This window comes from Pseudomonas sp. Y24-6, from assembly GCF_020295325.1.
GTDB classification, from domain to species: Bacteria; Pseudomonadota; Gammaproteobacteria; order Pseudomonadales; family Pseudomonadaceae; genus Aquipseudomonas; species Aquipseudomonas gregormendelii.
The window spans coordinates 31,857-57,528 of the sequence record NZ_JACBXG010000011.1; the positions used below are offsets into that span (position 1 = coordinate 31,857).

The 25,672-nt window shown below is 55.6% G+C and carries 24 protein-coding genes and 5 pseudogenes; 11 read left to right on the forward strand and 18 right to left on the reverse strand.

Features of this window, described 5'->3' with window-relative positions; all coding sequences use genetic code 11:
• Nucleotides 1-7: 7 nt before the first annotated feature.
• Nucleotides 8-706 (forward strand): hypothetical protein, encoded by a 699-nt coding sequence (locus HYI44_RS20415; RefSeq protein WP_225570305.1) that lies wholly within the window; start codon nt 8-10, stop codon nt 704-706.
• Entirely contained in the window at nt 706-1,344 is a 639-nt protein-coding gene (locus HYI44_RS20420) for a hypothetical protein (RefSeq protein ID WP_225570306.1), read from the forward strand. Before HYI44_RS20415 ends, HYI44_RS20420 begins: the two co-directional genes overlap by 1 nt.
• Nucleotides 1,345-1,508: 164 nt before the next feature.
• Here HYI44_RS20420 and HYI44_RS20425 read toward each other — a convergent pair whose 3' ends face one another.
• The gene (locus HYI44_RS20425) at nt 1,509-1,733 is read right to left on the reverse strand and encodes a hypothetical protein (RefSeq protein ID WP_122840413.1); all 225 of its coding nucleotides are present in this window, start codon (nt 1,731-1,733) and stop codon (nt 1,509-1,511) included.
• Between the two features lie 267 nt (nt 1,734-2,000).
• Here HYI44_RS20425 and HYI44_RS20430 point away from each other — a divergent pair, with 267 nt between their 5' ends.
• Complete coding sequence (locus tag HYI44_RS20430; RefSeq protein ID WP_225570308.1) at nt 2,001-2,444, forward strand: DNA methylase; 444 nt, start codon at nt 2,001-2,003, stop codon at nt 2,442-2,444.
• 85 nt (nt 2,445-2,529) lie between these two features.
• Here HYI44_RS20430 and HYI44_RS20435 read toward each other — a convergent pair whose 3' ends face one another.
• Entirely contained in the window at nt 2,530-3,060 is a 531-nt protein-coding gene (locus HYI44_RS20435) for a cupin (RefSeq protein ID WP_225570309.1), read from the reverse strand.
• A gap of 119 nt (nt 3,061-3,179) precedes the next feature.
• On the reverse strand, nt 3,180-3,623 hold the full coding sequence (locus HYI44_RS20440; RefSeq protein WP_225570459.1) for a thiol-disulfide oxidoreductase DCC family protein: 444 nt from the start codon (nt 3,621-3,623) through the stop codon (nt 3,180-3,182).
• A gap of 433 nt (nt 3,624-4,056) precedes the next feature.
• Between HYI44_RS20440 and HYI44_RS20445 the strand changes: the two genes are divergently transcribed.
• Entirely contained in the window at nt 4,057-5,373 is a 1,317-nt protein-coding gene (locus tag HYI44_RS20445) for an APC family permease (protein ID WP_412548501.1), read from the forward strand.
• 193 nt (nt 5,374-5,566) lie between these two features.
• Here the strand turns inward: HYI44_RS20445 and HYI44_RS20450 are convergent, their stop codons facing one another.
• Together HYI44_RS20450 and HYI44_RS29665 are read right to left on the reverse strand one after the other, a co-directional pair.
• A complete protein-coding gene (locus tag HYI44_RS20450) occupies nt 5,567-5,944 on the reverse strand; it encodes an HAD family hydrolase (protein WP_263868827.1) in 378 nt (125 codons plus the stop codon).
• Between the two features lie 69 nt (nt 5,945-6,013).
• The gene (locus HYI44_RS29665; protein WP_225570310.1) at nt 6,014-6,511 is read right to left on the reverse strand and encodes a short chain dehydrogenase; all 498 of its coding nucleotides are present in this window, start codon (nt 6,509-6,511) and stop codon (nt 6,014-6,016) included.
• A 184-nt stretch (nt 6,512-6,695) separates the two neighbouring features.
• On the opposite strand from HYI44_RS29665, the gene HYI44_RS20460 reads away from it, so the two are divergent.
• Nucleotides 6,696-6,935, forward strand: a complete 240-nt coding sequence (locus HYI44_RS20460) for a hypothetical protein (RefSeq protein ID WP_225570311.1) — start codon at nt 6,696-6,698, stop codon at nt 6,933-6,935.
• A 199-nt stretch (nt 6,936-7,134) separates the two neighbouring features.
• Here HYI44_RS20460 and HYI44_RS20465 read toward each other — a convergent pair whose 3' ends face one another.
• On the reverse strand, nt 7,135-7,407 hold the full coding sequence (locus HYI44_RS20465; RefSeq protein ID WP_225570312.1) for a hypothetical protein: 273 nt from the start codon (nt 7,405-7,407) through the stop codon (nt 7,135-7,137).
• A 490-nt stretch (nt 7,408-7,897) separates the two neighbouring features.
• On the opposite strand from HYI44_RS20465, the gene HYI44_RS20470 reads away from it, so the two are divergent.
• Entirely contained in the window at nt 7,898-8,323 is a 426-nt protein-coding gene (locus HYI44_RS20470) for a DUF2628 domain-containing protein (RefSeq protein ID WP_201148180.1), read from the forward strand.
• Here the strand turns inward: HYI44_RS20470 and HYI44_RS20475 are convergent.
• Nucleotides 8,263-8,516, reverse strand: a pseudogene (locus HYI44_RS20475) (hypothetical protein); the annotation flags it as partial. The gene HYI44_RS20470 and the pseudogene HYI44_RS20475 sit on opposite strands and share 61 nt — an antisense overlap.
• On the opposite strand from HYI44_RS20475, the pseudogene HYI44_RS20480 reads away from it, so the two are divergent.
• A pseudogene (locus tag HYI44_RS20480) lies at nt 8,517-8,779 on the forward strand (hypothetical protein); the annotation flags it as partial.
• Here HYI44_RS20480 and HYI44_RS20485 read toward each other — a convergent pair.
• Both HYI44_RS20485 and HYI44_RS20490 read right to left on the reverse strand, forming a co-directional pair.
• Nucleotides 8,777-8,854: pseudogene (locus tag HYI44_RS20485) on the reverse strand (transposase domain-containing protein); the annotation flags it as partial. The pseudogenes HYI44_RS20480 and HYI44_RS20485 overlap by 3 nt on opposite strands.
• Nucleotides 8,855-9,865 carry a zinc-dependent alcohol dehydrogenase family protein gene (locus HYI44_RS20490; RefSeq protein ID WP_225570313.1) on the reverse strand — a complete coding sequence of 337 codons (1,011 nt, stop codon included), beginning with the start codon at nt 9,863-9,865 and terminating at the stop codon, nt 8,855-8,857.
• A gap of 343 nt (nt 9,866-10,208) precedes the next feature.
• On the opposite strand from HYI44_RS20490, the gene HYI44_RS20495 reads away from it, so the two are divergent.
• On the forward strand, nt 10,209-10,544 hold the full coding sequence (locus tag HYI44_RS20495) for a hypothetical protein (RefSeq protein ID WP_225570314.1): 336 nt from the start codon (nt 10,209-10,211) through the stop codon (nt 10,542-10,544).
• Between the two features lie 160 nt (nt 10,545-10,704).
• On the opposite strand, the gene HYI44_RS20500 is transcribed toward HYI44_RS20495, so the two are convergent.
• Both HYI44_RS20500 and HYI44_RS20505 read right to left on the reverse strand, forming a co-directional pair.
• Nucleotides 10,705-11,184, reverse strand: coding sequence for an SMI1/KNR4 family protein (locus HYI44_RS20500; RefSeq protein WP_225570315.1), 480 nt, complete (start codon nt 11,182-11,184; stop codon nt 10,705-10,707).
• A 133-nt stretch (nt 11,185-11,317) separates the two neighbouring features.
• Complete coding sequence (locus tag HYI44_RS20505) at nt 11,318-11,635, reverse strand: hypothetical protein (RefSeq protein WP_225570316.1); 318 nt, start codon at nt 11,633-11,635, stop codon at nt 11,318-11,320.
• Nucleotides 11,636-12,529: 894 nt separating this feature from the next.
• Between HYI44_RS20505 and HYI44_RS20510 the strand changes: the two genes are divergently transcribed.
• Complete coding sequence (locus HYI44_RS20510; RefSeq protein ID WP_225570317.1) at nt 12,530-13,585, forward strand: maleylacetate reductase; 1,056 nt, start codon at nt 12,530-12,532, stop codon at nt 13,583-13,585.
• Nucleotides 13,586-13,677: 92 nt separating this feature from the next.
• Here HYI44_RS20510 and HYI44_RS20515 read toward each other — a convergent pair whose 3' ends face one another.
• The 5 genes from HYI44_RS20515 to HYI44_RS20535 all read right to left on the reverse strand — a co-directional run bounded on the left by HYI44_RS20515 (nt 13,678) and on the right by HYI44_RS20535 (nt 20,439).
• Nucleotides 13,678-15,366, reverse strand: coding sequence for a sigma-54-dependent Fis family transcriptional regulator (locus HYI44_RS20515; RefSeq protein WP_225570318.1), 1,689 nt, complete (start codon nt 15,364-15,366; stop codon nt 13,678-13,680).
• Nucleotides 15,367-15,496: 130 nt separating this feature from the next.
• On the reverse strand, nt 15,497-16,459 hold the full coding sequence (locus tag HYI44_RS20520) for a LysR family transcriptional regulator (protein ID WP_225570319.1): 963 nt from the start codon (nt 16,457-16,459) through the stop codon (nt 15,497-15,499).
• Nucleotides 16,460-16,470: 11 nt separating this feature from the next.
• Nucleotides 16,471-17,880 carry an efflux transporter outer membrane subunit gene (locus HYI44_RS20525; protein ID WP_225570320.1) on the reverse strand — a complete coding sequence of 470 codons (1,410 nt, stop codon included), beginning with the start codon at nt 17,878-17,880 and terminating at the stop codon, nt 16,471-16,473.
• Between the two features lies 1 nt (nt 17,881).
• Nucleotides 17,882-18,913 carry an HlyD family secretion protein gene (locus HYI44_RS20530; protein ID WP_225570321.1) on the reverse strand — a complete coding sequence of 344 codons (1,032 nt, stop codon included), beginning with the start codon at nt 18,911-18,913 and terminating at the stop codon, nt 17,882-17,884.
• Nucleotides 18,910-20,439, reverse strand: a complete 1,530-nt coding sequence (locus HYI44_RS20535; protein ID WP_225570322.1) for an MFS transporter — start codon at nt 20,437-20,439, stop codon at nt 18,910-18,912. Before HYI44_RS20535 ends, HYI44_RS20530 begins: the two co-directional genes overlap by 4 nt.
• On the opposite strand from HYI44_RS20535, the gene HYI44_RS20540 reads away from it, so the two are divergent.
• Nucleotides 20,426-21,277 carry an IclR family transcriptional regulator gene (locus HYI44_RS20540; RefSeq protein WP_225570323.1) on the forward strand — a complete coding sequence of 284 codons (852 nt, stop codon included), beginning with the start codon at nt 20,426-20,428 and terminating at the stop codon, nt 21,275-21,277. The genes HYI44_RS20535 and HYI44_RS20540 overlap by 14 nt on opposite strands.
• A gap of 69 nt (nt 21,278-21,346) precedes the next feature.
• Nucleotides 21,347-21,541, forward strand: a pseudogene (locus tag HYI44_RS20545) (iron-containing alcohol dehydrogenase); the annotation flags it as partial.
• A gap of 102 nt (nt 21,542-21,643) precedes the next feature.
• Here the strand turns inward: HYI44_RS20545 and HYI44_RS20550 are convergent.
• Both HYI44_RS20550 and HYI44_RS20555 read right to left on the reverse strand, forming a co-directional pair.
• Nucleotides 21,644-21,924 (reverse strand): annotated as a pseudogene (locus HYI44_RS20550) (acetyl-CoA C-acetyltransferase); the annotation flags it as partial.
• A 69-nt stretch (nt 21,925-21,993) separates the two neighbouring features.
• Nucleotides 21,994-25,557, reverse strand: coding sequence for an indolepyruvate ferredoxin oxidoreductase family protein (locus tag HYI44_RS20555; RefSeq protein WP_225570324.1), 3,564 nt, complete (start codon nt 25,555-25,557; stop codon nt 21,994-21,996).
• Nucleotides 25,558-25,672 lie beyond the last annotated feature (115 nt).

Consider the following 25,672-nt stretch of genomic DNA (forward strand, 5'->3'; position numbering starts at 1 on the left):
ATCGCCAATGTCTGCAATGCGTCGTCTTGATTTACCCGCGATTGAACGCGCACTACGTAAGGTGCAGGGCCGTTTTTCCGAGCTCAGCCGGCACTTTACCGAGCAGCGTGATCCCTTGACCGACGAGGTGTTGCAGAATGTGCTCGAAGGCTACGCGCTGATCGATGACTATGTCGCACGCGGCGTGGACCTGTTCGACCTGCAGCAACTGAACCTGATGCTGGAGATCAATGCCACCGTTTTGTGCGGCCGAAACCCGGCGCGCCGGCATGAATACGCTCAGCACCTTGCGGCGACCGAGGAACACTTCTTCAACAACGTTGAGGGGGGGATAAAGGATTTGTACAACTGGTATTGCGCCTATCGCAGTGAGTCCGTGTGGAAGCGCGCGGCCGGTGTGTATGTCCGAATCCTCAGCAAGCCGCAATTGTTCATTGAAGGTAACAACCGCAGCGGGTCGCTTATCGTCAGCTATTTGCTCATGCGTGCAGGTTTGCCGCCGTTCGTGCTGACACTGGAAAACGCCGAGGGCTACTTCAACCCGTCATCGGTCATACGCAACTCTGCCAAGCATGGAGTCAAGGCGTTGTACGAATTGCCCAAGATCAAGAAAAAATATGCAGCCTTCCTGGAAGAACAGGCGCCTGATCCAATGAAGTTTTTTCTTAAGGACAAGCCCTTGCCCCTCTACCAGGAGGGTCATTGATGAGCTGGAATCCACTGCTCGCTACAAAAATCCGAGCTTCCGGCAGCCAGGTATGGCAAGCCATCCGGCGTGCCATACCGTTGCAGTTGTTCAGGCGTCAGCGCATACGAATTTCATTCGATATCGATGACACCCTGGCCTGCCAACTTCACCATTGCGCGGTCGAGGGCAGCCGGCTACCTGTCTGCGTTCATCGTTGGCTGGGTGAACCGTTGCGTATCGGAACACGCTCCCTGACCCGGGAATTACGTCGCCAGGGCTGCAGTATATGGGTCTACACCTCGTCCGGTCGCACTCCGTCCTACATCAGGCGTTGGCTATTGCTGTACGGCATCCGCGTCGACGGCGTGGTCAACAGTGTGCTGCATAATCGCGCTCTGACAGCGCATGGCCTATCGAACGCCCCCTCGAAATTTCCGCCGGCATTCGATATCGACTTGCATGTCGATGATTCCGAGGGCGTGCGGATTGAAGGGCATGATCACGGTTTTCGCGTTGTTGTCGTGCATCCGCAGGATGAGAGCTGGGCGCAGAAAGTCCTGGATGCTGTCGCTGTAGTCCAAGCGCAGCTCGCTAGGCAGCAACCGCTCAGGCATAAGGAACCAGCGCAACAACCCTCGCAAGTTTATTCCTCCTGACGTCATCTCTGGGCATGAAGAGGGCCGGCTGGCCACCTTTTAAAGACAGGTCATTGAGACTTTTCGGCTCGCACCTTGCAACTGCGCGTGACGGCTTACCTGCCATGATCGTGCGCGTTGTTGCTGAGTGCGCACACCAAAGCAAGCGATACTGCTGGCTACCGTCAGTCCTGACTCTGCTCCTTTTCCAAGCCCTTCGAATTTTTCCTGAGCCCCCGAAGGTTCATGAGGAAAAGACAAATTTGCAAGATGATTAATGCATACGCCCCTGCATAGACTCCCCAAACGACCCACAGCACGTTGCTCAAACTGAAGCATACAAAGCCGGTCATTCGTCGTCCTGGTCGCTGAGATCCAATTAACCAGGCAGCGAGAACGGTGACAGCCATCGCTGGCCATTGAACCCAATCCAGATAAGCCAAATTTCCTCCCGACACGTTTCGATGCGCTGAATCGCTAAGCACTGCGTCATTTAATCGGGGCTTTGATGGTTAGTTACGGCTTCCGATTTCCCCAGTACGTGCACTCCTGTCGCTTATTTCATTAGGTGCCACGTGGTGCTAAGGGTTCCTTCATCCAAGCTGCTCCTGTGGATTGTTCACGGTTATGCGGGGTCTACATTCCGGACCGAGACGGTGGTTTGAAGGAATTAATCAGTGAGCAAAAACATCAGCGCGCATGATTTGAGAATCGAACTTCAGGGCGGGAACGAAGCCGGGCTATTCAAATGGCTGCTCGCCAGTTTCCTGATGGGTAAAAGAATTCAAGGGGCAATCGCCGCCAAGGCTTACCAGGTCATCATCGAGCAACATCAGCTGGATACGCCGCAAAAGCTGGCGCACTGCACTCACCGTCAACTGGTCGTGATGTTAGGTCAGGCTCATTACGTGCGCTACGACGAAACCACAGCATCCCGGTTGCTCGCCTTGGCCAGCAAGCTCAACGTTGAGTACGAGGGCAAGGTGAGCAACATAGCCAAAGCGAGCGCTGATCTTCAGGCTTTCGAAAAACGCTTGTCTGAATTTGAAGGTATTGGGCCGAAGACTATCGAGATTTTTATGAGGGAAGCATCAGCGGTGCTGTTTCGATCACCTTCCTGATCCCTACGCCGGTCATCCATATCATTTACGGCTTAAGCGTCCTCAGCAGAAAGCTTCGGGCTGTTCGTGACGGGTTTGCAGACTGTTAACGCTGTACAGCCCAATAACGCTGTACAGCTCCTTGCGAGCCCTGTACCGGATCCTGGTCGGGAAACGGCAGCGTTTCGATGCTCGCCAGCTGTGCCCTCGTGGGTGACTCGCGACAGACATCCGCATGCTGCCCCGGCGGATAAGCACCTACGACCAGGAAGTCTTCGCTTGATTCCAAATTGCAGTGGCCGGTACCAGCGGGCAGTAGCAATACGTCTCCTGAACTGACCTCCAATACATGGCCATCGGGGCCGCCCAGCATCAGCCGGGCCTTGCCGCAGGCGATGCCAAGCACTTCATGAGCTTCGGCATGGTAGTGGTGATAACTGTAAATGCCGTAGCGCCACTGTGGCGGCCAGCCATTGGCGCTGAAGACTTTCTCGAACACTGCTGCCGGGTCGCTGTCCTGCACGGGCATGGCTTGGGGGTAAACGAGTACCGGCAAGCGAGGGTTGTTGGGAACCCATCCGTTGCGTTCAAACATGAATTTTTCTACGACAGCTGTCATGGCTTGCGGCTTGCTCATTGGAAGATCCTCGAGTTCAACTACCAACACTCCTTGGCAGGGCCGAAAGGTTTGATACGCGTCCCTTGGACCTTCCGACGTTCGATCTGCCTAAGACCATGGTGGTGATGCGTTTGTACTCATTCATGCTTCAGAAATCGCCCGAGATGATCGGGAGAAGGCGATTGGCAGGAATCATATTTGCCAAATAGCCGGTAACGGTTGAGGGCGATCCTGTTGTACATCCAGTCGCGGAACGTGCCAGGGATGATTCGGGCGACTCTCAGCCAGCGCCATGGTGCAGGTAAGCGATCAAAAATTCTGAACATCGCATCAGAGCGGACGTGGAATTGGTGATCAGCGATTAATACGATTGTGTTGAACTCATGCCGTGGTAGGCCGGCCCACTCGAGCAAGGCCTGACCCTCAGGAGACTGCACGGTCGCAAGCTTGATCCGATGTGCCCGGTCATGTCGGATGATGAATTTCGCCCACCCATTGCAGAGTTTGCAGGTGCCATCGAATAGAACGACTGCTTCGCCTGGTGGCACTAGCCGTCCACTTCCTGAGGGATGGGAAACCATGCCGCTGGCACCCCCGACCAATGCTGTCTGGGTCATACGTTTCTCCTGGATGTAGAGCTGGGAGCCCGCATAAGCAACAGAGGTTCAAACTAAACCGGATCCGCATGGGCCTCTCTTGTGTGCCAATGTGTGCCAGGCAGATCATTCGCGCCGAATAATCGCTTGGCCATCCACCATCTTCGAGTCTTGGCTGACGTGATTTTGGTGTGCGTACAAGAAGAGGTCGATCCAGGGCCCTTTTTGTAATTGATTTTAGTCAGCATGAGGGTGATCCCGAAGCTTTGTTCAGTTTGTAGGGGCGGCGTCTTATACCCGGCTCTTTGCCAAGATATGTGAACTTTAGTCATGCGCAAATTTCCATTGTCTGCGAGTGAAGCCACCTAGCCATCAGCCCGATAATCGGCTGCCGCAACCTCAAGCCAGGACGTTGAATGTGAAGACCTTGACCTCCAAGACCTCCTTGCGCCGCGCCGTTACCGGCCCGATGCTTTTTCTGTTTATTCTCGGTGATGTTCTCGGCGCGGGCGTTTATGCTCTTGCCGGGACAATTGCGGGGGAGGTGGGTGGCGCAATATGGGTGCCCCTGCTCATAGCACTGTTTTTCGCGATGCTTACTGCCGGTTCCTATGCAGAGTTGGTGACAAAATATCCCCACGCGGGCGCCGCTTCGGTTTTCGCTGAGAAAGCGTTCCGGTCACCGCTCATTTCTTTTCTCGTTGGCTTTTGCATGCTATCTGCAGCTGTCACGAGCGCAGCGGGCTTATCGCTTGCATTTGCTGGAGATTACCTCGCGGCGTTCATCAGCGTATCGCCTCACATTGCGGCGTTACTTTTCCTTCTGGTAATCGCGCTGCTCAATGCAAGGGGAATTAAAGAGTCCTTGGGAGCCAATCTGGTAATGACAGTGATTGAGCTATCGGGTCTTATTTTGGTCGTTGTGGCCGCTGCTTGGTATTTCCGAACAGGCGAAGCGGATTTGGGTCGCAGCCTGGAGTTCAAGCCAGGAATCAGCCCAATGTTAGCTGTTTTGGGTGCGGCATTGCTCGCCTTCTATTCCTTTGTCGGATTCGAAACGTCCGCCAATCTCGCAGAAGAAATTCGCGACGTTCGAAAAGTTTACCCTCGCGCATTGTTTGCCGCATTGCTAACCGCCGGCGTCGTATACATGGCCGTCGGAATCGCTGCATCTTCCGTACTGCCAATGGAAAAACTGGTTGCAACCTCAGCTCCTCTTCTGGAAGTGGTCCGGGCGTCAGGTCTACATATTTCGCCTCGCGTCTTCGCCTTCATTGCATTGATCGCGGTAGCCAATGGTGCGCTCCTAACCATGATCATGGCCAGCCGTCTTGCTTACGGCATGGCCTGTCTTGGGCTCTTGCCCGGGGCGCTGAGTAGAGTGCTGCCTCAGAGACGCACCCCTTGGATAGCGATCATCGCTACCACCCTTGTAGCAATCGCACTGACGCTGACAGGAACTTTAGCCACGTTGGCTGAAACCGTCGTTCTGCTCCTACTGTTCGTGTTTCTCAGCACTAATTTGTCCGTGTTAATCCTACGCCGTGATGTGGTTGCGGAAGATCACTTTAGTGTGCCGACGTGGATTCCAGTACTCGCTATCGTTTCGTGCTTGGTATTGCTCAGTCAGCAAAGTTTGGAAACCTGGATGCGTGGAGCGGCCTTGATCGCGATTGGCATTCTGCTTTTCGCCTGTACAAAAGTCGCGTTACCCGCGTCAGCAGAGCCAGGCTAGTGTTGTAAGCGCATTCCCCTGTCGGTGGAGTAGGTCATCTCAGCGACAGCGGAACGCAATTGTAATCAGGTGCATCCACTGCTTCGGCTCGTCGGTTGTCAGCAGCTGCAACAACTCGTCACGCAGGCGGCAACTTTTCCGCCTCCGCCGAGTGGGAGAGCGCTCCAATTCAAGCCGCGTGCCCACTCATGGCTCACGGACGGGAAGCCACCTCGTCAAGGTGCTGCAGCAGTGCAAGAGGATCCTCGTAGACTCGGAGTGCACCTGCGCGTTCAAGCTCTCCTGTGTCGTAACCTCCGCAAAGCAGCCCTATACCCGTGGCCTTACAGCGTCGTGCGGCAAGCATGTCCCAGATGGCGTCGCCGATCACCAAGCATTCTTCGATGGGGACATCGAGTTTGCTTGCACCGGCGAGGAACAGGTCTGGATCGGGCTTGCCATACTTGACGTCATCACGGGTGATGAGATTGACCTGCGCGATATCGAGGCCAAGTGCCTTGAGATTAATTGCTGCAGTATCCATCCCTCCGCTTGTAGCAATGCACCACTTGAAATGAAGTAACGACCGCAGGTGTCACTGGATGCATTCGTCACCTCCGATCTTTCAAGGGCGCTTGTCCAGAGAATTCACGAAGGACGACTACCTCATTTTTCGGGTAGGACGGCGATTTGCTTGTTTGACCCCAAGCAGTATTCCCAGAATTAGCGCTGCGCCCGCCGCTAAGACTATGGGATATGGATGTTTACCTGACATCCGGACGCCCGCGATTCCTCGTTGATCGCTTGCAGGAGTAAGCGGATTTCCTGAAGACGATGGATCAAGGCTGAATGAATTGTCAGTGGAGTCCATTCCTGCTTTGTATGGCATTTCGTTTAACGGCAAACGCGCACCGTCCGCGAGGATCAAGGTGAGATCCTCGATAGTGCCAGCGAGTCGATTGGGAAATACCGGCTCACCCGTGGGATCAAGCTCATCGTAATAGAACTGCTGTCCTTCCAGCCAACCTATGGCTGTCATCAACTCGGGGCCAAGGTAAAATTTCCCGTCGAGGAAGAAGCCTGGGAAATGTCGTGTGCGTTCGAGACTTTCTACGATGTAGCGCTCGCCCGCCTTCATACCGGTTGCAGGGTCAATCATGATGAAGTCCTCAGATTCGCTGGTGTTGCGATAGAGGATGCGGCTTGGCGCAACGTTCCATCGAGATGACTGAAAGGCAGAATCGCGCGATGGCGACGATCGGTAAGCCGATAAATCGAACACTCGAAATTCAAAGCCTCTCCAAGCTACATACCCTCACCATTGAGGGTACTGAGAGGTGTGTATGAATAGCGATTCGAAGCTGCAAGGCGGTATGGGTGAGGATGACCCAATGCCCACATCACCTGATCCATTGAGTCCGGGGCGCACTGAAGTTGACCCGATGAAAGAGGAGGAGGTTGACGAACTTCCGGATAATGAAGGCGAGCGTCCGCTTGATGATGACAACGCCGGGTTGGATCCTGGGCGGGTGCGGGAAGAAACGGATAATGCGGTGATGGATAACCAGCGGGATCCTCGCTGACTGTGTATGCGCAATACAGCTGTCCACTCGTGAATACAGCTATTCAGGGAAAGCCCGGCCCGTCAGAGCTACGTGAGAGCCACGTACTGAACCGATTCGCAGCTGATCCCTTTTTCTACACAAAAAAAGGCCCGCGATGGGGGAGCGGGCCAGGAATCACTAAAGGAGCTGGTACGACTGTACGCCTGCAGATGTGAAATTATCGTGATGGGTGCATCACCGCTTCTTCAGTAGAAAAATCAGTTAGCGTTAACTGAGATTTCGTTTGTAAGCGACCAGAAAAATGGTCTTCCAGTTTTGGGAGAGCCATTTCCGTATTGGGCCATTCGGTCGTGAAATTCAGATCTTCTGCAGGCGGGGAAAGCTTTTGATGCAGGTAATCGATCTGCCTCCCTATAAAGTAAGCGCAGCAAGCTGCGGTAGATATCACTACCGCAACTCTGAGCATGGCAACCGCCTTCTGGGCTGACATTGCAAATCCTTATCTGGCGTGTGGGTTCTATTATAGTGCCTCCAGGCGAAGCGAGGAACAAAACCCAAGAAGGTCGGGGGACTGCGATTGAATTATCTGCAGGATGGCGTCCGGGATTCTTGAGCTTTATTACATGCTGAATGGAGATGGCTCGCTGATCATTAAGGTCATGGAACCTTCATCCGGCGCTGATGAGCGGTTGGCGATGGCGTGCCTACGACCTCACTTGCTTCTAGCGGAGCGATGGCCAGCCTTACTTATAGGGGGGTTGCCGAGAATCAGGGCGTGGACTATCCAGCCGAAATGCTGCGGATCAGGGTGTGCAGTGCCGAGCAGGTCGCGCAATTGCGGGGCCGGTTCAGAAGTGTTGATGTTTCGCTCGGGAACTGGAACCCTCTTCCGGCATATTAGGCTATGGTGCACGTGCGACAACAGTTACACAGGATTGCGGGAAGCACCACTCCATTCAGGGACTACAGGGATTTATCGAATGAACACCACGGATCAAGTACAGGATCAGAGTAAATACAGCGCAAAATGGCAAGAGCGTTTTGCTTTCTTTGACGCCCATGGGGCTCCCAATGCACCCGGCTACAAGCCGGCCCTCAAGCAGCTTCCATTTAAAAGGAAGATCACCGTCAATGCCAACATCATCGCGTTCTTTTTCGGCCCCATCTACCTGTTTTTCCTGGGACTGTGGAAGAAGAACCTGACACTGATTGCGCTAATCGTTGCGCTGACTTTCGTGCTGGATCTGGTCTATGAGCTGATTGATTTCAGGTATGCCAATAACGTCAACTTTGCCGTGGGTTTCGCGTTTAATCTGCTTTACGCACTGTCCACTAACTACGCGTACTACCTCAAGGAGCAGAAGGGCGAGCAGGGCTGGAATCCGTTCAAAGGGATGCGCATGTAACCCAGCTTAACGCCCGGGAAGCGCGGCTCAGCCACCAGCAGCAACGACTGCCGCACCGGACTTTGCGGGTGCGGCGGCTGTTGCAGGCCCACCCGTTAAAAACCGGCCATGTCCATCACGTTGAACCAGCTGGACAAGGTGCGCAGGTCCCACGGTATCCGTGCCACTGCACGCTGAATCCGGTGAAAGTCTCACACTTGAGGAGACCGAGGAACTACACCGCGATTACCTCGGCTCTGGCACCCTGAGTGCCCGCGACACGTTTTACGCCAAGCGCACCGCTTTATTCATAAAGCTCGAAAAACAGTTGGGGAACGTCGCGCGTATGGCTCAGGGTTACGTAGCGAGGGAAAGATCAAGCAGGCATTGGCTATCTAGACCCGCAGCTACCTTCATACAGGCGAGATCGCCGGCTATGCCGAAAAAGTGTCTGACGTTGCCAGAGCGTCGACTCTCTCTCGCCTGATGCGTAGGCAGCCATGTCAGCACATCTATGAAATAGGCATACGGATCATGACCATTCATGCGTGCTTAGATATCCAGGCAAATTTTGCCGAAATGCTGGTTGGTTTCCTGATACTTGAACGCTTCGACAATCTCGCTCAAAGGGAAATGACGATCAATAATCGGGCGCATGCCATTAGCATTGATGGCTCGGATCATGTCTTGCTGCTGGCTGCGGCTACCCACCAATACACCCTGCAGACGCACTTGCCTGATCAGTGCCGGTACAAAGTTCATTGCACCGCTTACGCCACTCAATATCCCGATGATGGAGATGTGACCAGCAATCCGAATTGCAGTCATCGATTGCTCAAGCGTCGCAGGGCCGCCGACTTCGATGATGTGGTCAACGCCGCGGCCACCCGTTAGAACGCGTGCAGTTTCGCCCCAGTTAAGGTCTTTGCGGTAATTGATCACATGATCAGCACCTAGCGCTTTCAGACGTTCAAGTTTTTCGTCGCTTGAAGAGGTAGCAATGACGGTAGCACCGGCCATTTTAGCGAACTGCAGGGCGAAAATTGAAACGCCACCAGTGCCTTGAACCAGCACGGTGTCGCCCGGCTTGAGTGAGTCATCGGCCATCAGGGCGCGCCATGCAGTAAGGCCGGCGGTGGTAAGCGTCGACGCTTCAGCATGGTTGTAGCCAGTAGGCGCGAGGGTGAACGATGTGGCTTTGGCCGTCACTTGCTCACGAGCGTAGCCGTCAATGCCATCACCTGGCACGCTAACAAAACCTTCGACCAGGGGCGCACCGTTGATCCACTCCGGGAAGAAGGTGCTGACGACCGAGTCACCCACCTTGAATTCGGTGACATCCGGGCCGATAGCAATGACTTCACCGGCACCATCGGCCATGGGGATGCGTTTTTCGCTGGGGCCCCACATACCGCTGACCACCGCGAAGTCGTGGTAGTTGAGCGAGTTGGCGTGGAGGCGTACGGTGATTTCGCCACGAGCTGCGGCTCGGACTTCGCTGCTGCCAACCACAACCTTTTCATAGCCGCCACCGGGTTGGACGAAGATAGTTTTGCTGCTCATAGGGGTTTCCTTTTAATTTCCAATTACGCGAAATAACGAAATCAAGATTTAAACATTGCAATTCGATAACCAGCCTAGCCGCAAAGTCATCAATCGCCTGCTGATTGCGCCTTCTTCTCGCCATGGGTTGAAAAATTCCGCGTAGAATTCGCGTCCATCTTCGGACCCCAATCCAGCGATACAAGCTTCGCTGCCGCCGAGAGCTGGGATCGCGAGCTTTGAGGGGCTCTCGGATCGAATTCGAAGTGGAGATGTGACGTCTATGCAGGTTCCCCAATGACGCCACTCAGTAACAATCCTAGTAACATTTGTCGAGCTAAGTACCACTCCTTTGAGATGCCCTATGAACTCTGAGTTAACTGAAGAAGAAATGCGTCGTGCCCTGTTCGGTACGGATGAGCCCGAAGTGCAGGTTTCTGCTCCTCCGGTGCAGGAGCCTGCGCCCGAGGTTGTACATACCAAGCCGGTTGAAGCTCCCATAGTTAAGAAAGCGGTAGCGAAAGCATTTACGCCTAGGCTTAGAGTCACGCTTCGGGTTGGCAACGAATTTGAGGGGAAGATGCACGAGTTAATTCACGAGGCCGACACGTTGAGCTCGTTGCTTGCCGAGCAAGAAGCCGTGAAAGCTGCCAGGAAGAAGTACAAGTATGTGGAAGTAGTATCGGTCAAGTCGATGTAGAGGCGCTCCTGGCTTCCTTGGTTAGGCGGCTAATCGTACGTGCGTCAGGATCATCGAGTTTCGCGTAGGCGTAGGCGTAGCGTAGGGCGTATAGCGCGCTATGTTGCCCCCCAGATGGGTGGCGGATAACGCGATACGCTTTAGATGGCAAAGACAGGGACTAGGCCAGCTCCAGCCGCCCGGACTCCATGGTTTCCACAAGACTGTGCAACCAATCTTCCAGCGTTGGAGCAACCACTTCGCGTAGTGGCTCGTCGTGCCAGAAGTCGATGATCTCACCTGGTTTTTCAGACACTATATTGATGCAGAGATGATCGCCGCCAAAGCTCTGCGTAAATGGTACCCACTGCCGTTTCCACCATTCTGGGTCTTCGAAGTCAGAACCTATCATTGCGTCTAGCTCCAGCTTGCTGCTCAGGCTGTCTTTGACAGAGATGAACATGTGATTGGTAAATAGCGCTTCCTCGGTACTCCCATCCTTCCATAACCAGAGCGCCCGGAGGTCTGCTGGGAGTGTGATGCCAGTTCGGCGCTCGTAATCATCCAATGCAGCAACTGACACGCCAGTAGCAAGCGTTGCGTAATAGGCTGGGCGGTGCTGTTGCAACCACCCGTCCATGCGCGTGATGAGATCCTGCATGTAAAAAGACTCCTGTGACTGCTCGGTAGGCCATTATGGATCTCATTCCATGATGGGATAGGGCTTCGTATCATAACGTCAGGTTCGTTTTTCAACTTTTCTTTCACTAAAGATTCCAGCAGCGCAGATAGCCTCAAACAAGCATCAGTCTGGTCTTGACCCTGGCGGTGACTAGCGCCGCGCCTACACCTGGCGGCATCAGGTACGGCCAAGTGCCGTCTTCCAGCGGTAGCGACAAGTGATCCAGCACGAACGGAATCGCCACTGACGGCTGCAGTGGGGCGTTACCCAGCGCCTGGCTGTTACGCCAGGCCGACCAGTAGGCGACGGCGCTGAGATAGCTGCGCATCGCATGCGCCGCGATGCTGGCAGTGATAAAAGCTGCTGCCGCTTCCTGGGTGTTGAGCCCGAGGAGATGCGGGTCCAGCGGGTCTTCATCGACCAAGAGCAACTGTTCTGTATTCCTACTATGTTCAACGGAACATAATTCCAGTATTAAGAATATGACGTCGGATAATCAGACCTGATATAGCCAGCGATGAACCCGCCTGGGCTCTGATTGCTGGGTCAAGCTGGTGGAGGATTTTCGTTTAGGCTCCTTCGTTAGCCATCACCCATTTTAGTGCTCGGTTGGCAAAATCTACTTCTCGAGGGCAACTGCCAGTCTGAAACTCGGAAAGTTGCCTGCGGTGATCAGTTAGTTGTGTCGTCATGTCGAAGTTACTCACTAGAAATCCGAGCATCAACCTTCAGCTCCAACAGAGCTGGCGGCGATCGTTTTCGCAAGTGTAAATATCGCACCGGGTTCTCATGACAAACAGGTGCCATGCGGCCAAACGTAGCCTGAGTACTTGGGATGCTCAAGGCTTCCAGAGTGGGTGTTGAAAATTATTGAAAGTGTCGAATTTACTTCATGGCGGCGCTTTGTCCAACGCTTGAAATTTGTAAATATCTCAATAATTCAATAAGTTAAGATTGTTTTTAACTTGGCATCAAAATTGATTCGTCTTCCTCGATGAGAACGTGTGCAACCGGTTGAAGGCCTGGTTGAAGTCGTCCAGGAACACGGGGCGCTGGCGGCGAACTGATTAATAATTAGGAGCATCACCCATGATCAATCTCAACGAGAAAAGCATCAGCGATGCTGTTCTAAAGCAGCAAGCCGATTGCGAAACCCCTCGGCTCAAGACCGTCATGAGATCCTGGTTAATCTCCTGCACAATTTTTCTCGTAAGGTGCGCCTGAGTAAGCATAGCGAGCATCCCTTCCACAGCCTTAACTTCCTGCTGCAGACCGAAACAATTAAGGGTACGACTGATGATTCTCGACACTCAGGAGCTTTGGCGTGAAACCGTTTATTTATAATGAAGTAGCCAGTCGCGTGGTATTCGGTGAGGCTGCCTATAGCTGTCTTGAGCGTGAGGCGCAGCAACTGAACCTGTCGCGCGTGTTGGTGATTTGCACCCCGGACCAAAAGGTTCAGGCGTTACGTGCAGCCAAGGCGTTGGGTGAGCGCTGTGTCGGCATCTGTGACCTGGCGGTGATGCACGTGCCCGCAGTTGTCGTAAACCAGGCCATTGATCAGGCACTGAAAACTCACGCCGACGGCACCCTGGCGATTGGCGGCGGTTCAACCATCGGTCTGGCCAAGGCCCTGGCATTGCGTATTGGTTTGCCGATCATTGCCGTGCCGACTACTTATGCGGGCTCGGAAATGACACCGCTGTGGGGCATTACCGAAAGCCAACTTAAAACCACTGGCAGAAACCCCAGGGTCCAGCCACTTACAGTGATTTACGATCCGGTGCTGACCTACAGTCTGCCACGTTCAATGTCTATCACCAGTGGCATGAATGCTATTGCCCATGCCGTGGAGGGTTTGTACACGCGCGATGCCAATCCCATCATCAGTCTTATGGCGGAGGAGGGCATCCGGGTCCTGGCCGGAGGGTTATCGTTGATCAAAGACGGCGACTCGACGGCTCAGGGGCGTTCGCAGTGCCTGTATGGCGCCTGGTTGTGTGGAAAAGTACTGGGCAACGTCGGCATGGCGCTGCACCACAAGCTCTGCCATACCTTGGGCGGCACCTTCAACCTGCCGCATGCCGAAACCCACACCGCGGTATTGCCCCACGCGCTGGCTTACAACTTGGCGTTCGCCCCGCAAGCGGAGGCTGGCATTCAGCGGGCGTTGGGTTGCAGCAATGCGGCTCAAGGCCTTTATGATTTGGCGAGGGACAACGGGGCTTGCATGTCCCTGAAGACTTTGGGTCTCAAGGCTGAGGATGTCGATGTGGCGCTGGACATTGCCTTGGACAACCCTTACTGGAACCCACGTCCGCTGGAACGCGAGCCGCTGCGACAGCTGTTGCAGAATGCTTATGAAGGTGTCAGGCCATAAGACGGCAACATCACCCGAGTGGCCGAGGTAAGCACAAGCGTCAGAGAATTACTGAGGGCTTCCCTGGATGTCAGAGGAGTAAGTAGCGTGGCTCACTGTGCAGTCTGATTCTTCAGCTTTTCCAACCGATAAATCATTTGCGCCCGAGTCAGCCCCAGTAGCCGCGCCGCCTGCGATATGTTGCCGTTGGCGTGCTTGAGGGCGCCCTTGGCCAGCCGTGATTCGAGTGCTCCGATGCTTTGACCTTGTTGCATCCATTGTCTGAAAAATGCCTCATCGTCCGATTCACCCGGGACGATACGTCCTTCTTCACTGACGTAATTCAGCGGATGGGTGGGCTCTCTCAGGGATGGGAACAAGCTAGGCACATCAATGAGCTGGTTGTTCTCCACCAGCAGCGCTCCGCGCTCGATAATGTTTTCCAGTTCGCGAATATTACCCGGCCAGGCGTACTGCATCAGGGTCTGGCGCGCCTTGTCGGTCATACCAGGAATACGCTTGCTGTAGCGCTCCTGGAATTTTCCCAGGAAGTGTTCAATCAGCAGAGGGATATCTTCGCGCCGCTCGCGTAACGGTGGAATGGTTATTGGGAAGGCGCTCAGTCGATAGTACAAGTCAGCTCGAAATCGACCTTGCTCTACGGCTTGGCGCAAGTTTTCATGGCTGGCAGCGACGATACGTACGTTAACTTTCACACATTGACCACCGCCGATACGTTCTATTTCACCTTCCTGCAATGCTCGGAGTAATGCCGCTTGGGCTCTGGCTGGTAATTCCACCACCTCATCAAGGAACAGGGTACCGCCATTGGCACGTTCGAACTTGCCTTCACGGCTACTATGGGCGCCTGTGTAGGCACCTTTCTCTACACCGAACAATTCTGCTTCGATCAGGTCTGGAGGAAAGCAGGCGCAGTTGACCGCTACGAAAGGGCCGTTGCGGCGTTCAGAGCCTTGATGCAACGAGCGGGCAAAAATCTCCTTGCCGACACCGGTTTCGCCCTGAAGCAGCACCGCGATGTCGGCCCCCATGGCTTTTTTCAGCAGTGCGCAGGCATGCCGGAATTCCGGTGAGCGGCCTATGGAGTGAACGATGGGGTCCTGTTCGAAGGAAGCCTGGTTTCGCGCCTTAATCATTTGATCCTGCAAGCGCTGTAAAGCTTGTTCGAGCTTGTCCGGGATAAGAAAGGCTTCCAGCTCCTCACGTTCTTCCCAATGTTCAGCCGTTTTACCGATGATCAGGCAGTGATCGGCTCCGCAGCCTTTACACTGAACTTCGCGAAACAGCACGTTGCATCCCATGTAGTAACTGGAATTGCCGCTGGCGTAGCCGGTAAGGAACCAGCACATCGGCTCCATTTCCGGAGTTCCCGCTTCAATGCCCTCGACTTCAAAGGCATCGAACCATTCAAACTCGGCATAAAACAGGCCGGCCTCGCGATCCAGTTCGAGCCGCCGCTGTTTGATGTTGACCATCCCTTTGAGTTCCGCGAGCTGCGGACCGGCCCAGAATTTTTCCTGCGCACTGAGGTCCGGGCGCAAGGCGTTCGCCAGTTGGGCGTCGCGCCAGCCGGACAGATAGCCCAGCCGCATTGACAAGCTTTTGGTGCGGACAGGGCCCAGGGTGGTGATCAGTTCGGCGCGCAAGTTCTTGAAAAACCAGGTCGGGGTCAGCAGCAGCCGTTGCTCATGCAACCAGATTTTTCCGTTTTTCAGGTCAAAGCCAATTTGCGCCGTAAGATCGTTTTGTTCGGGAAGCTCGTGTTGGGATTTGGCGGGCATCGGCCTTTCCTTTTGTCATTCTGCTAACGGGCAGCACGCAGACCAACACTGCGAAGATCAGTAATTGAGCATTGTTTTTTTCCAGCGAAAAAAGAGCGCATGGGTATTGGCGCGCACAGGGTGCTTGCGCTCATTCCAATGGCGTCTGGCGTTGACCATCGACCCAATATTTTGGAGAGTCTACGATTGACAAATGACTCTCAAAAATCTTCGGAAGATGAGCTTTCAACAGCTCTACCCAAGTCTTGATCTTCGCATCCAGATATCTTCGGGAGGAATAGGTGGCGAATACGCTTCGTTCGTGAATTCTGTACTGAGGTAACACCCGAATCAGGCTACCTTCCCTTAGGAGCTTGCTCGCGACGTAGCTTGGCAAGAGGCAGATCCCCATACCCGCAGCAGCACTGAATGCAAGCGCTTGCGAAAGGTCTACCTTGAAGGTCTCGCCTGGATCAATGACCATTTCACCTTCCGATCCTTCAAAAACCCAGCTGTCGGGAGACATCGAGTCTGTGAGTCGCAGACAGGTGTGGTGAGCCAAGTCAGATGGGGTTAGTGGGGTTCCGCAGCGAGTCAGGTATTGCGGGGATGCGCAGGCCACGCTGAAAAAGCTCCCGAGATGCTGACCCACCGAATCCGAATCCGGCAAACTGCGCGAGAGGTTAATCACGACGTCAATGTTGTCGTCGATCAAGTGCGGTCTCTGGCGGGCCAGCGACAAATCGAGGGTCACCTCAGGGCAACTCCTGGAATACTCGACCACCAGAGGCATCAGGCACTCAAGTCCGAACTCTGTGACCGAATGTACTTTCAGGCACCCACTGGGCTTATGGGACGCCGAACCCGCCTCACAAGCGGCGTCGTCAACCCGCACAATGATTTCTCTGCAGGACTCTAGATAGCGGGCTCCTACGTCTGTCAGGACCTGGCTTCGAGTCGAGCGTTGTATCAAGCGAGCCTTGATTGTGTGCTCAAGTAACGCGATTGACCGAGAAATATGTGCAGTTGAGACGTTCAGCGAGTCCGCAGTCGCCGTAAAGCTGCCGGTTTCGACGACTCTCACAAACACGCGCATGGCATAAAATAAATCCATAGTCTCTCTCTTCAGCTCTTGGTCCAGCCGCCGCCGAGCGCGCGATACAGACGCACACGGTCCAGCGCCGCTTCGGTAGCGCTGTCTACCAGATCGCTTTGTGTTGCCAGCAGTGAGCGTTGCACGTTCAGCACGTTGATGAAGTCCACTGCGCCTTGGGCGTATCTATCCCTGGCCGTACTGAGGGCAATATTATTTTGGTGGACGGCCTCCTCGAGAGCGGAGTGATGCTTTTTCTCGGCCGCGTAATCTGTCATGGCGTTATCGACCTCGTGCCAGGCCCCAAGTACGACATGCTGATAATTCAGTGCGGCTTCTTGCTCCTGGCGCTTGCGTAGTTCAAGAGTTCCGGTCAACCGGCCGCCTTGAAAAACAGGTAGATACAGGCTCGGGCCATAAGACCATTCCCGGGAGTTCCATGCCCCCAGGTTCGATCCATCCAGGGCTTGGAAACCCATGCTCGCGCCCAGACTGACGCGAGGATAAAAATCTGCTTTCGCGATCCCGATGGCGGCCGTGGCTCGATGCAGGGCGGCTTCACTTTGTCGAATATCGGGACGGCGTTGCGCCAATTCAGATGGCAAACCGACAGGAACGTCCGGTGCCGGATTCGGAATAGCCTTGGGTTCGATCAGTTCAGCATGCAATGTTCGAGGTGCTTCGCCGAGCAGATAGCTCAGTGCATTGATTAATCGATCTTTTTGAGCGTCGAGCACCGGCAACACAGCCTCAATCGTCGCAACTTGGGCGGCCGAGTTGGAGGTGTCTAGGTTGGTAGTCACTCCATTCTCGAAACGGGCTTTAGTGAGCTGGCTGCTTTGCCTGGCAATTTCCAGATTCTGTTTGGCGACCGCCAGTTTCGCCTGTACACCACGCAGGCGGATGTAGTCAGTGGCGGTCTCCGCAGCGATGCTCAATAGCACTCCATCGCGTTGTGCCTGGGTCAGATCGACTTCTGCGTCCGCAGCCTCGATGCTGCGGCGCACATGACCCCAAAGGTCGACCTCCCAACTGGCGTCGATGGTGCTGCTCCAAAGTTCGAAGGGCGCTTTGCCGTTCAAGTTGGATTCATCCAGCACGCCCATCGAGCTGTTTCGCGCGCGCTTGTACGCACCGTTGGCACTAATTCCCGGCAACTGCTCACTGCCTGTTACCTGACGCAGTAGTCGGCTCTGCTCCAGACGATTACTGGCGGTGCGCACGTCGAAATTTGCGTTGGCTGCCCGTTCCACCAGGCTGGTCAGCTGTGTGTCACCCAACTGCTGCCACCACTGGCTGTCGACCTTTCCTTGCAAGGTAGCGCCAGACTGTACGGAGTCTTGCCAGGTTGTCGGCAATTGGTTTTCCGGTTTCTGAAAATCCGGCCCCACCGCACAAGCACCAAGACTGCTCAACGCGATCAACAAAAGAGTACGTTTCATTTCAGTGCTCCTTGATGGTATCGACGCTGACAACCACCGACATCCCTATGCGTAGCCGATCCAGGTCAGGTTGGCTCTCGTCGAAGACGATTTTTACCGGGATACGCTGGACGACTTTTGTGAAGTTGCCTGTGGCGTTGTCGGGGGCAATTTCCGAAAACGACAGGCCAGTGGCTGGCGCGAGGCTCTCGATACGTCCTTTGAATCTGTGATCCGGGAAGCTGTCGACACGCAAGTCCACAGCCTGCTCTTCTCTCATGTGAGCCAGTTGTGTCTCGCGAAAGTTGGCAACCACGAATGCCTCGCGTAGGGGGACTATAGCCATCAGCGGCTGCCCTTGAGAGACGTACGCACCAACGCGAACAGAACGCTGGCCAACCATTCCATCCTGGGGAGCGGTGATTTTGGTGTAGGACAGGTTGAGATCAGCCTGTCTGAGCGCCGCTTCATCTTTTTCCAGCGCGGCCTTAGCAACATCAAGCTGAGCCTTCAATACCTCCAGTGTTTTCATTGCAGCGATCCGGGAAGCCTCATCCCTATCTCGCGTAGCCTGCCAGCCTTGAAGCTCTGCCTCGGCTTTTTGCCGTTCCTGCTGCGTCCCCGCGCCCGCGTTCGATAGGTTGAAGTAGCGCTGGGCATTCGCTTGCGCGAACTTCAACGAAGCGGCAGTGGAGCGTGTCGTCGCCGCGGCCTGATCTATGACAGCTGATTGGCGTTCGATACTGGCGCCAAGATTCTTCAGCTCGGCTTTTGCCGCTTGAACGTTTGCCGCCGCCGCTGCCTGTGCAACGAGAAAGTCCCGGTCATCCAGCTCTGCCAGCAACTGGCCTGCTTTTACTGACTGGTTGTCGTCCACGGCAACCTTTGTGATTTGTCCGGACAGACGAGGCGATACCAGTACTGAGTCGGCTCTGATGTACGCGTCATCCGTGCGCTGGACAGAACCTTCACTCAGGAGTTTGTAGCCGGTGTAGACGGCACAGATGACGATGGCGGTAGTGATTAAACCAATTGCAGTTCTATGTTGTTTCATGGAGATACCGGGGGTTGCGGTGGAAAGGCGCGTTTGGGCAAGGTCAGGAGGACGACAAGCAAAACGGTGATGACAGACAGCGATGCCAGGTATGCGTCGCTGAAGCTCAATACAAAGGCCTGCTCACGAATGCGCTCGGCAATGGAGCTGGTGGTGTTTTCATTGAGCAGGGGAGCAAGCGCTTGGTGTTTTGAGCCCAAGGCATCGAGCAAAGTATTGGAATGCAGGTGCTCGCGATGCGTGACAAAGTTCTCCAATGCCGAGGCTGCGACCACTGAAAACAACCCGCGCATTGTGTTGACCATCGACGAAGCGAACGGGCCTTCCATTGGATGGATCACGCCGGTTGCGTTCATCAGCAAGGGCACCACAACCATGGGTTGACCGAAGGCATGAAGGATTTGAAGTACGTACAAGTCGTCCCGAATCCAGTCACTGGTGATCAACGAACCGCCGACACAAGCAAGCGCCAGTAGCATAAGACCGCCGCCAATGACATAGCGCGAGTCGACCCAGTTACGATTGATCACGGCCGCAACCAGCGGAGCCAGCAACAATTGTGGCAAGGCAATCATCAGCGCTGTTGGCATTGTCTGGAGCGGGCGATACCCTTGAACTTCAGTCAGATATGATGCCGGGATTGCACTGCCGGCCATGGACAGAAACAGAAACAAGCACAAAGTGATAATGCCGTAGGCAAAGTTGCGCCTTTCCAGCAGTTGCAGCTTGAACAATGGAAGGGGGTGAAACCACTCATTCAATAGGAAAAGCGGCAGGCACACCGCAGCCCCCAGAAGAAGGATGCCGATCAACGACGAATTCAACCAGTCGAGTCGCTCACCTTGAGTCAGGGCGATAACGAGCATTGAAATACCGCTTATGCCAAGCAGTGCTCCTCGCCAATCGGCTTGCTTGAAACGCTCCAGGCGAACTGGATCTTGCGGCAGTCCGTAGGCAATCAATGCTGCACCGATCAAACCTGTCGGTACGATCTGCCAAAAGACCATTCTCCAATCCCCACCTTCAGTCCAAAGTGAGGCCAGTGGCATTGAGATGTTTGGACCGAAGGTAGCAGTCAGGGCATAGGCGGAGAGCCCATAGAGCTTGACGTGCCAAGGCAAAAAACGCAGAGCGGCAGTCATTAGTAAGGGTGGCAACGCGCCGCCAGCCAAACCTTGCAGCACCCGCAGCGTAACCAGGCTTTCAAGGTTGGGTGCGAAAGGAATGATTGCACCGAAAGTGGTGAAGGCAAAAGTGGCAACAATCGCAAAACGGCGAAGTGAAAACGTCACGGCAAGCCACGGCGCTATAAGCATCGCGGATACCTCGGCGGCCGCATATGCAGAGCTTACCCACGTGCCTTCATCATGGCCGAGACCATAGATGCCCAAGATATCGACCAAGGTAATATCAGTGACTCGGTCATTGATGCCTGACGTAAGGGCGGCAATCAAAACGCCGATCAAGCCGATGGCGAGCCTCAAGCCGAAAGGGGCAGGAGCGGGGGGTGAAATGGATGCGGACAAGGGAGAAATTCCTGCTATGCAAAATGATATACAACCTACGATGCGGTACACTGTACCAATGAGCGATACTAAAGGCAATGCTATGACAATTCAGGAATCTGATCGCGGTGGCGTCCAGGTCATCTCTCGGGCGGCAGCGATTCTTCGCTGCCTGGAAAACGAACCCTCGGGGTTAAGCCTTGGCGCAATCGCCAAACTAAGCGGTTTACCGCGCTCAACCGTCCAGCGGTTGGTGGATGCACTTGCACACGAGGATCTTTTGGAGGTGCATGGAAGGGGTGGTGTTTGCCTGGGGCCGGCACTCATGCGCCTGGCCTCGCACAGTCATGTCGATATCACTCAAAAATCCCGCTCTTATCTGGAGGAACTTTCGCGAGTCACCGGGGAGACGGCAGTTCTGGTCGGGGCGAGTGGTACGGAGTTGATGATTCTTCAATCTATCGTTTCGCCACATGCACTCAGGGTTGCACCCGTTGCGGGCAGTTTCTTGAGCATCTACGCAACGTCAGGGGGAAAAATTTTGCTGTCCACCCTGAATGACCAGGCTATCTGCGAGCTGCTGGGGCCGGAGCTCAAACAATTCACCCCCAAAACACCTACGCTCCAAGAGTTGTTGATACAGCTTGGGCAGGTCAGGCAAGGCGGGTTCGCCTATGACTTCGATGAGCACACGATTGGTGTCGGTGCCATAGCGGTGGGCATACAGACGCCTCAAGGCCGGTATGCTATCGATGTGGTCGGCCCGGTTTGGCGAATCGAACAGGCGAAGGAAACGGTAGAGGCTGCGCTACTGAAGTGTAAGGAAGACCTCATCAACGGCTTGCGAAGTATCGATTAGTACAGCTTTTACGACCGTCGCCTCAGACCTCCGCTCCCACGCAAGCAAGTGCGATCGGCGAAGTCGACTGGCGCGGTACACGCGATGTCGCACAGCCTCGGTGGTCACCTCGACTTGCCGCACGGCTTGTGCAACGCCGTGCTTGTCGAACACGTCGTAGCGTTCAACTATACCTCCGCGCCCGAGCGGTTCAAGGTGATCGCAGAGACCTTCGGCATTGACTGTCGGGAGCTCAATCAGCGGCAGATACGCGCACGCTTGGTGTGTGCCGAGCGCTCTTAGTCCCGGCACATCGTTGATCATCGAGGCGTTGCCGGCGGTGACGCTCGCGTCTTTCTCGACCCGCGAGCAGCAGGACGCTCATGACTCGTGCAAGGCCTCGATCAGGCCGTCCTGCAGAAGCGAGCCGGCCAGTTGCGCGTGACCCATGCGCAACCCGGTGCGCGCTTTGGCCAGCGTGCAGGGAGCCAGGCTCATGTTTTCCATAGTGCCGGCAATCACCACCTACGCATCGCCACAGCGAATCCCCACAGCGAATCGCCTGAGCCGCCAGCATCACGGATTTCCACGGCACTGGTGTCGGCCAATGCGCCCTGGAAGGTACCGATGGCGGTGCGGGCGGCGGCAACTATCACGACTTCAAGCATGCTGTGCTCCCGTTTCCGGTAGAACGGCGTGATGCCTTTTCAGGCAATCAACGCCTGCCACACTCCGGCTTAAAGTTGGGTAACGGCTATCTTGCTGCCGGTCTGACTGGCATCGTGGAACTGAGCGTTCGAGCCATCGCGCCACCGTTCAAGCAATTGCGCCTGGCGCTGTTGGGCGTGGACGAGGAAGCGCTCCTTGACCGGACCATAACCGCGCACGCTGTCTGGCAGCTGTGCCAGTTCCTGGGCCAGGCTCAGGTTGTCGGCGGTCAAATCCATCAAGACTTCATCGAGGACTCGTTCGTAATTGGCCAGCCAGTTACGTTCCACCTTGCGTTCGTGAGTGTGACCAAACGGATCGACCCAGGTGTTGCGCAGAAACCGAAACCTGGCCAGCAGCTTGAAGCCTTGTAGCATCCACGGGCCGAAGCTGCGCTTTTTCGGCTCACGGCCGCTGCCGTTATCATTCAGCAGCGGTGGAGCGAGGTGGAAGCGCAGGCGGAAATCACCCTCGAAGCCCGCCTGGATTTTTTTCAAAAACTGGCCATCAGTAAACAGGCGCGCCACTTCATATTCGTCTTTGATTGCCAGCACTTTGAAGTAGTAGCGGGCGACGTTTGCCGACAGCTCGCCCGGTTGCCCAAGCAGCGCAGTCTCCGCCTTCATGAACTGCTCGACCTTGTCCCGGTAGCGTTGGGCATAGGCTTTGTTCTGATAGTCGGTGAGGAATGCCACGCGCCGCTCCAGCGATTCTTCCATGCTTTGCGACAACAGGCGGTCGGCATTCTGTACCTTGCCTGCTTCCAGCTTGCGCAATACCCGTGGCAAATCTTCGGCGCTGCGCCGGCCCCAGGCAAACGCGGCGAGGTTGAAGGGCACCGCCGTGCCGTTTAGTTCGATGGCCTGCAGCAGCGCTGCCTCGCCCACCGGCAACCAGCCTTTCTGGCAGGCGTAGCCAAGCATGAAGGTGTTGGTGGCAATCGAATCGCCCATCAAGGCTGTGGCGATTTTGCTCGCGTCGATGAAGTCTGCCTGAGCATGACCCACCGCTTCAGCAATTTGCGCCGTCATGGTTTGGGTCTTGAATGTTGGATCCGGGTGCTTGAGCAAGTCACCGCTTTCCGCCTGCTGCGCGAAGGTCCGCACAAAGGCGCTGGTGATAGTTTCTTCGCTGTTGATCAGCGCATGCGTAACACCTTGGCGCAGTTTGGACAGGGTTTCGGTGTTGGCGCTGACCACCAGATCGCATCCCAGCAGCAGGGCCGCTTCTCCTTCGGCAATCCGCGGTGCAAACAACTGGTCCTGGTGCGCGGCGATGCGGATGTGCGACCACACCGCGCCACCTTTTTGCGCCATGCCGGCCATGTCCAGGTTGAGCGTGCCCTTGCCCTCGATGAACGCCGCCATCCCGAGCAGGGCCCCAATCGTCACCACGCCAGTACCGCCCACGCCGGTCACCAGAATGCTGCAAGGCACGTCCAGCGCAACAGTCGAAGGCGTCGGCAGGTCCCACACTTCATCTGCTGCAGCGGCCAGCGCTTTGGGTTTGCGCAACGTCCCGCCTTCGACCGTGACAAAACTCGGGCAGAAGCCGTTGAGGCAAGTGAAGTCCTTGTTGCATGAAGACTGGTCGATTTCGCGCTTGCGGCCAAATTCGGTTTCCACTGCCACCACCGACATGCAGTTGGACTTGCTGCTGCAATCGCCGCAGCCTTCACAGACTGCTTCGTTGATCACCACCCGGCGTGCCGGGTCCGGGAACTTGCCGCGCTTGCGCCGCCGACGTTTTTCCGCAGCGCACGTCTGGTCATAGATGATTGCGGATACGCCTTGGAACTGGCGCAGCTGTTCCTGCACTTCGTCCATCTGGTCGCGACGCAGCACCGGAACGCCGTCTGCCAGATCATGGATGTGTTGATATTTCTCGACATCTTCGCTGACCACCACCACGCGCTGCACGCCTTCGGCAACGAGCTGCCGGCTGATTTGCGCCACGCTGAGGCTGCCGTCCACCGGTTGTCCGCCGGTCATGGCCACGGCGTCGTTGTAGAGAATCTTGTAGGTGATTTGCACCTTGGCGGCGATCGCAGCCCGAATAGCGAGAATGCCGGAGTGGAAATAGGTTCCGTCACCGAGGTTGGCGAACACATGTTGAGTAGTGGTGAACGGTGCCTGGCCGATCCACGCTACGCCTTCGCCGCCCATCTGACTGAAAGTCTGGGTCTGCGGATAGATCCAGGCGGCCATGTAATGGCAGCCAATGCCGGCCAGTGCGCGACTGCCCTGCGGGACTTTGGTCGATGTATTGTGCGGGCAACCGGAACAGTAGTGGGGCACGCGTTCCATCAGGTTACTGAATTGATCTTTGCTGGCCAGTTGCGCATCCAGCACGGCCAGGCGCACTTGCAGCGGGCCACTTTGATGCAGGCGCAGAATACGCTTGGCCAGCGCACGGGCGATCATCGCCGGGGTCAGGTCGTTGATGGCTGGTAGCAACCAACCCGTGTGTGGCAGGCTCCACTCACCCTTGTCGTCAAACTTGCCGACGATGCGCGGGCGTACGTCCTCGCGCCAGTTGTAGAGTTCTTCCTTCAACTGGTATTCGATCATGTGGCGTTTTTCTTCCACCACCACGATTTCTTCCAGGCCCTCGGCAAACTGCCGGACGCCTTCAGCCTCCAGCGGCCAAACCATGCCGACCTTGTAGACCCTCAGGCCAATCTGCTGGGCGAGTGTTTCGTCGATGCCGAGGATTTTCAGTGCCTGGCAAACGTCGAGGTACGATTTGCCTGACGTGATGATGCCGATGCGCGCTTTCGCTGAGTCCATCACGACACGGTCGAGGCGGTTGGCCCGGGCATAGGCGAGGGCAGCATATAGCTTGTGTTCCAGCAGGCGCTGTTCCTGTGCCAGGGGTGGGTCTGGCCAACGGATATTCAAGCCTCCTTCGGGCAGCGGGATATTGGGAATGATCGGTTGTACGCGATGAATGTCGATGTCGACGACGGCCGCGCTCTCTACGGTGTCGGCCACCGCTTTGAGGGCGACCCAGCAGCCGGAATAGCGCGACATGGCCCAGCCATGCATGCCGTAGTCGAGGTATTCCTGCACCCCCGATGGCGCCAGCACCGGCATCATCACCGCTTTGAAAATGTGCTCGGTCTGGTGCGGTAGCGAGGAGGAGCGCGCGCCATGGTCATCGCCGGCTATGGCCAGCACACCGCCAAACTGCGAGGTGCCGGCGGCGTTGGCGTGGCGGAACACGTCGCCGCAGCGGTCGACGCCAGGACCCTTGCCGTACCACATGCCAAAAACGCCATCGTAGGTCGCGCCTTCGAACAGATTAACCTGCTGCGTGCCCCAGATAGAGGTCGCGGCCAGGTCTTCGTTCATGCCTGGATGGAACACTGTGTGGTGCTCTTTGAGATAGTCGCGCGCCTTCCACAATGCCTGGTCGAAACCACCCAGCGGCGAGCCACGGTACCCGGAAATAAACCCGGCGGTGTTCAGACCATTGGCCAGATCGCGTTGGCGCTGCATCAGTGGCAGACGCACAAGCGCCTGAATGCCGGTGAGCAAGACTTTTCCAGTGTGCCGGACGTATTTGTCATCCAGAGATGGGGGCGCACTCATGTTCATCCTCCAGGCTTTATTGTCATGGCGGCGCCAGGAGAGCGGCGTTGCCTAGTTATTGGCTGGAGTCTAGGGAGCGGTTTTGCCATCGTAAAATCACAAAAACAGGCGCTCG

Excerpts from the sequence above, each read along its gene's own strand:
- HYI44_RS20420 (WP_225570306.1), top strand. The coding sequence starts at position 706 with ATGAGCTGGAATCCACTGCTCGCTACAAAAATCCGAGCTTCCGGCAGC.
- HYI44_RS20500 (WP_225570315.1), bottom strand. The coding sequence starts at position 11,184 with ATGCAGGATCTCATCACGCGCATGGACGGGTGGTTGCAACAGCACCGC.
- HYI44_RS20435 (WP_225570309.1), bottom strand. The coding sequence starts at position 3,060 with ATGAGCAAGCCGCAAGCCATGACAGCTGTCGTAGAAAAATTCATGTTT.
- HYI44_RS20465 (WP_225570312.1), bottom strand. The coding sequence starts at position 7,407 with ATGTCAGCCCAGAAGGCGGTTGCCATGCTCAGAGTTGCGGTAGTGATA.
- HYI44_RS29665 (WP_225570310.1), bottom strand. The coding sequence starts at position 6,511 with ATGATTGACCCTGCAACCGGTATGAAGGCGGGCGAGCGCTACATCGTA.
- HYI44_RS20540 (WP_225570323.1), top strand. The coding sequence starts at position 20,426 with ATGGATGCGGACAAGGGAGAAATTCCTGCTATGCAAAATGATATACAA.
- HYI44_RS20525 (WP_225570320.1), bottom strand. The coding sequence starts at position 17,880 with ATGAAACGTACTCTTTTGTTGATCGCGTTGAGCAGTCTTGGTGCTTGT.
- HYI44_RS20515 (WP_225570318.1), bottom strand. The coding sequence starts at position 15,366 with ATGCCCGCCAAATCCCAACACGAGCTTCCCGAACAAAACGATCTTACG.
- HYI44_RS20470 (WP_201148180.1), top strand. The coding sequence starts at position 7,898 with ATGAACACCACGGATCAAGTACAGGATCAGAGTAAATACAGCGCAAAA.
- HYI44_RS20460 (WP_225570311.1), top strand. The coding sequence starts at position 6,696 with ATGAATAGCGATTCGAAGCTGCAAGGCGGTATGGGTGAGGATGACCCA.
- HYI44_RS20530 (WP_225570321.1), bottom strand. The coding sequence starts at position 18,913 with ATGAAACAACATAGAACTGCAATTGGTTTAATCACTACCGCCATCGTC.
- HYI44_RS20555 (WP_225570324.1), bottom strand. The coding sequence starts at position 25,557 with ATGAGTGCGCCCCCATCTCTGGATGACAAATACGTCCGGCACACTGGA.
- HYI44_RS20520 (WP_225570319.1), bottom strand. The coding sequence starts at position 16,459 with ATGGATTTATTTTATGCCATGCGCGTGTTTGTGAGAGTCGTCGAAACC.
- HYI44_RS20495 (WP_225570314.1), top strand. The coding sequence starts at position 10,209 with ATGAACTCTGAGTTAACTGAAGAAGAAATGCGTCGTGCCCTGTTCGGT.
- HYI44_RS20415 (WP_225570305.1), top strand. The coding sequence starts at position 8 with ATGTCTGCAATGCGTCGTCTTGATTTACCCGCGATTGAACGCGCACTA.
- HYI44_RS20425 (WP_122840413.1), bottom strand. The coding sequence starts at position 1,733 with ATGGCTGTCACCGTTCTCGCTGCCTGGTTAATTGGATCTCAGCGACCA.
- HYI44_RS20440 (WP_225570459.1), bottom strand. The coding sequence starts at position 3,623 with ATGGTTTCCCATCCCTCAGGAAGTGGACGGCTAGTGCCACCAGGCGAA.
- HYI44_RS20490 (WP_225570313.1), bottom strand. The coding sequence starts at position 9,865 with ATGAGCAGCAAAACTATCTTCGTCCAACCCGGTGGCGGCTATGAAAAG.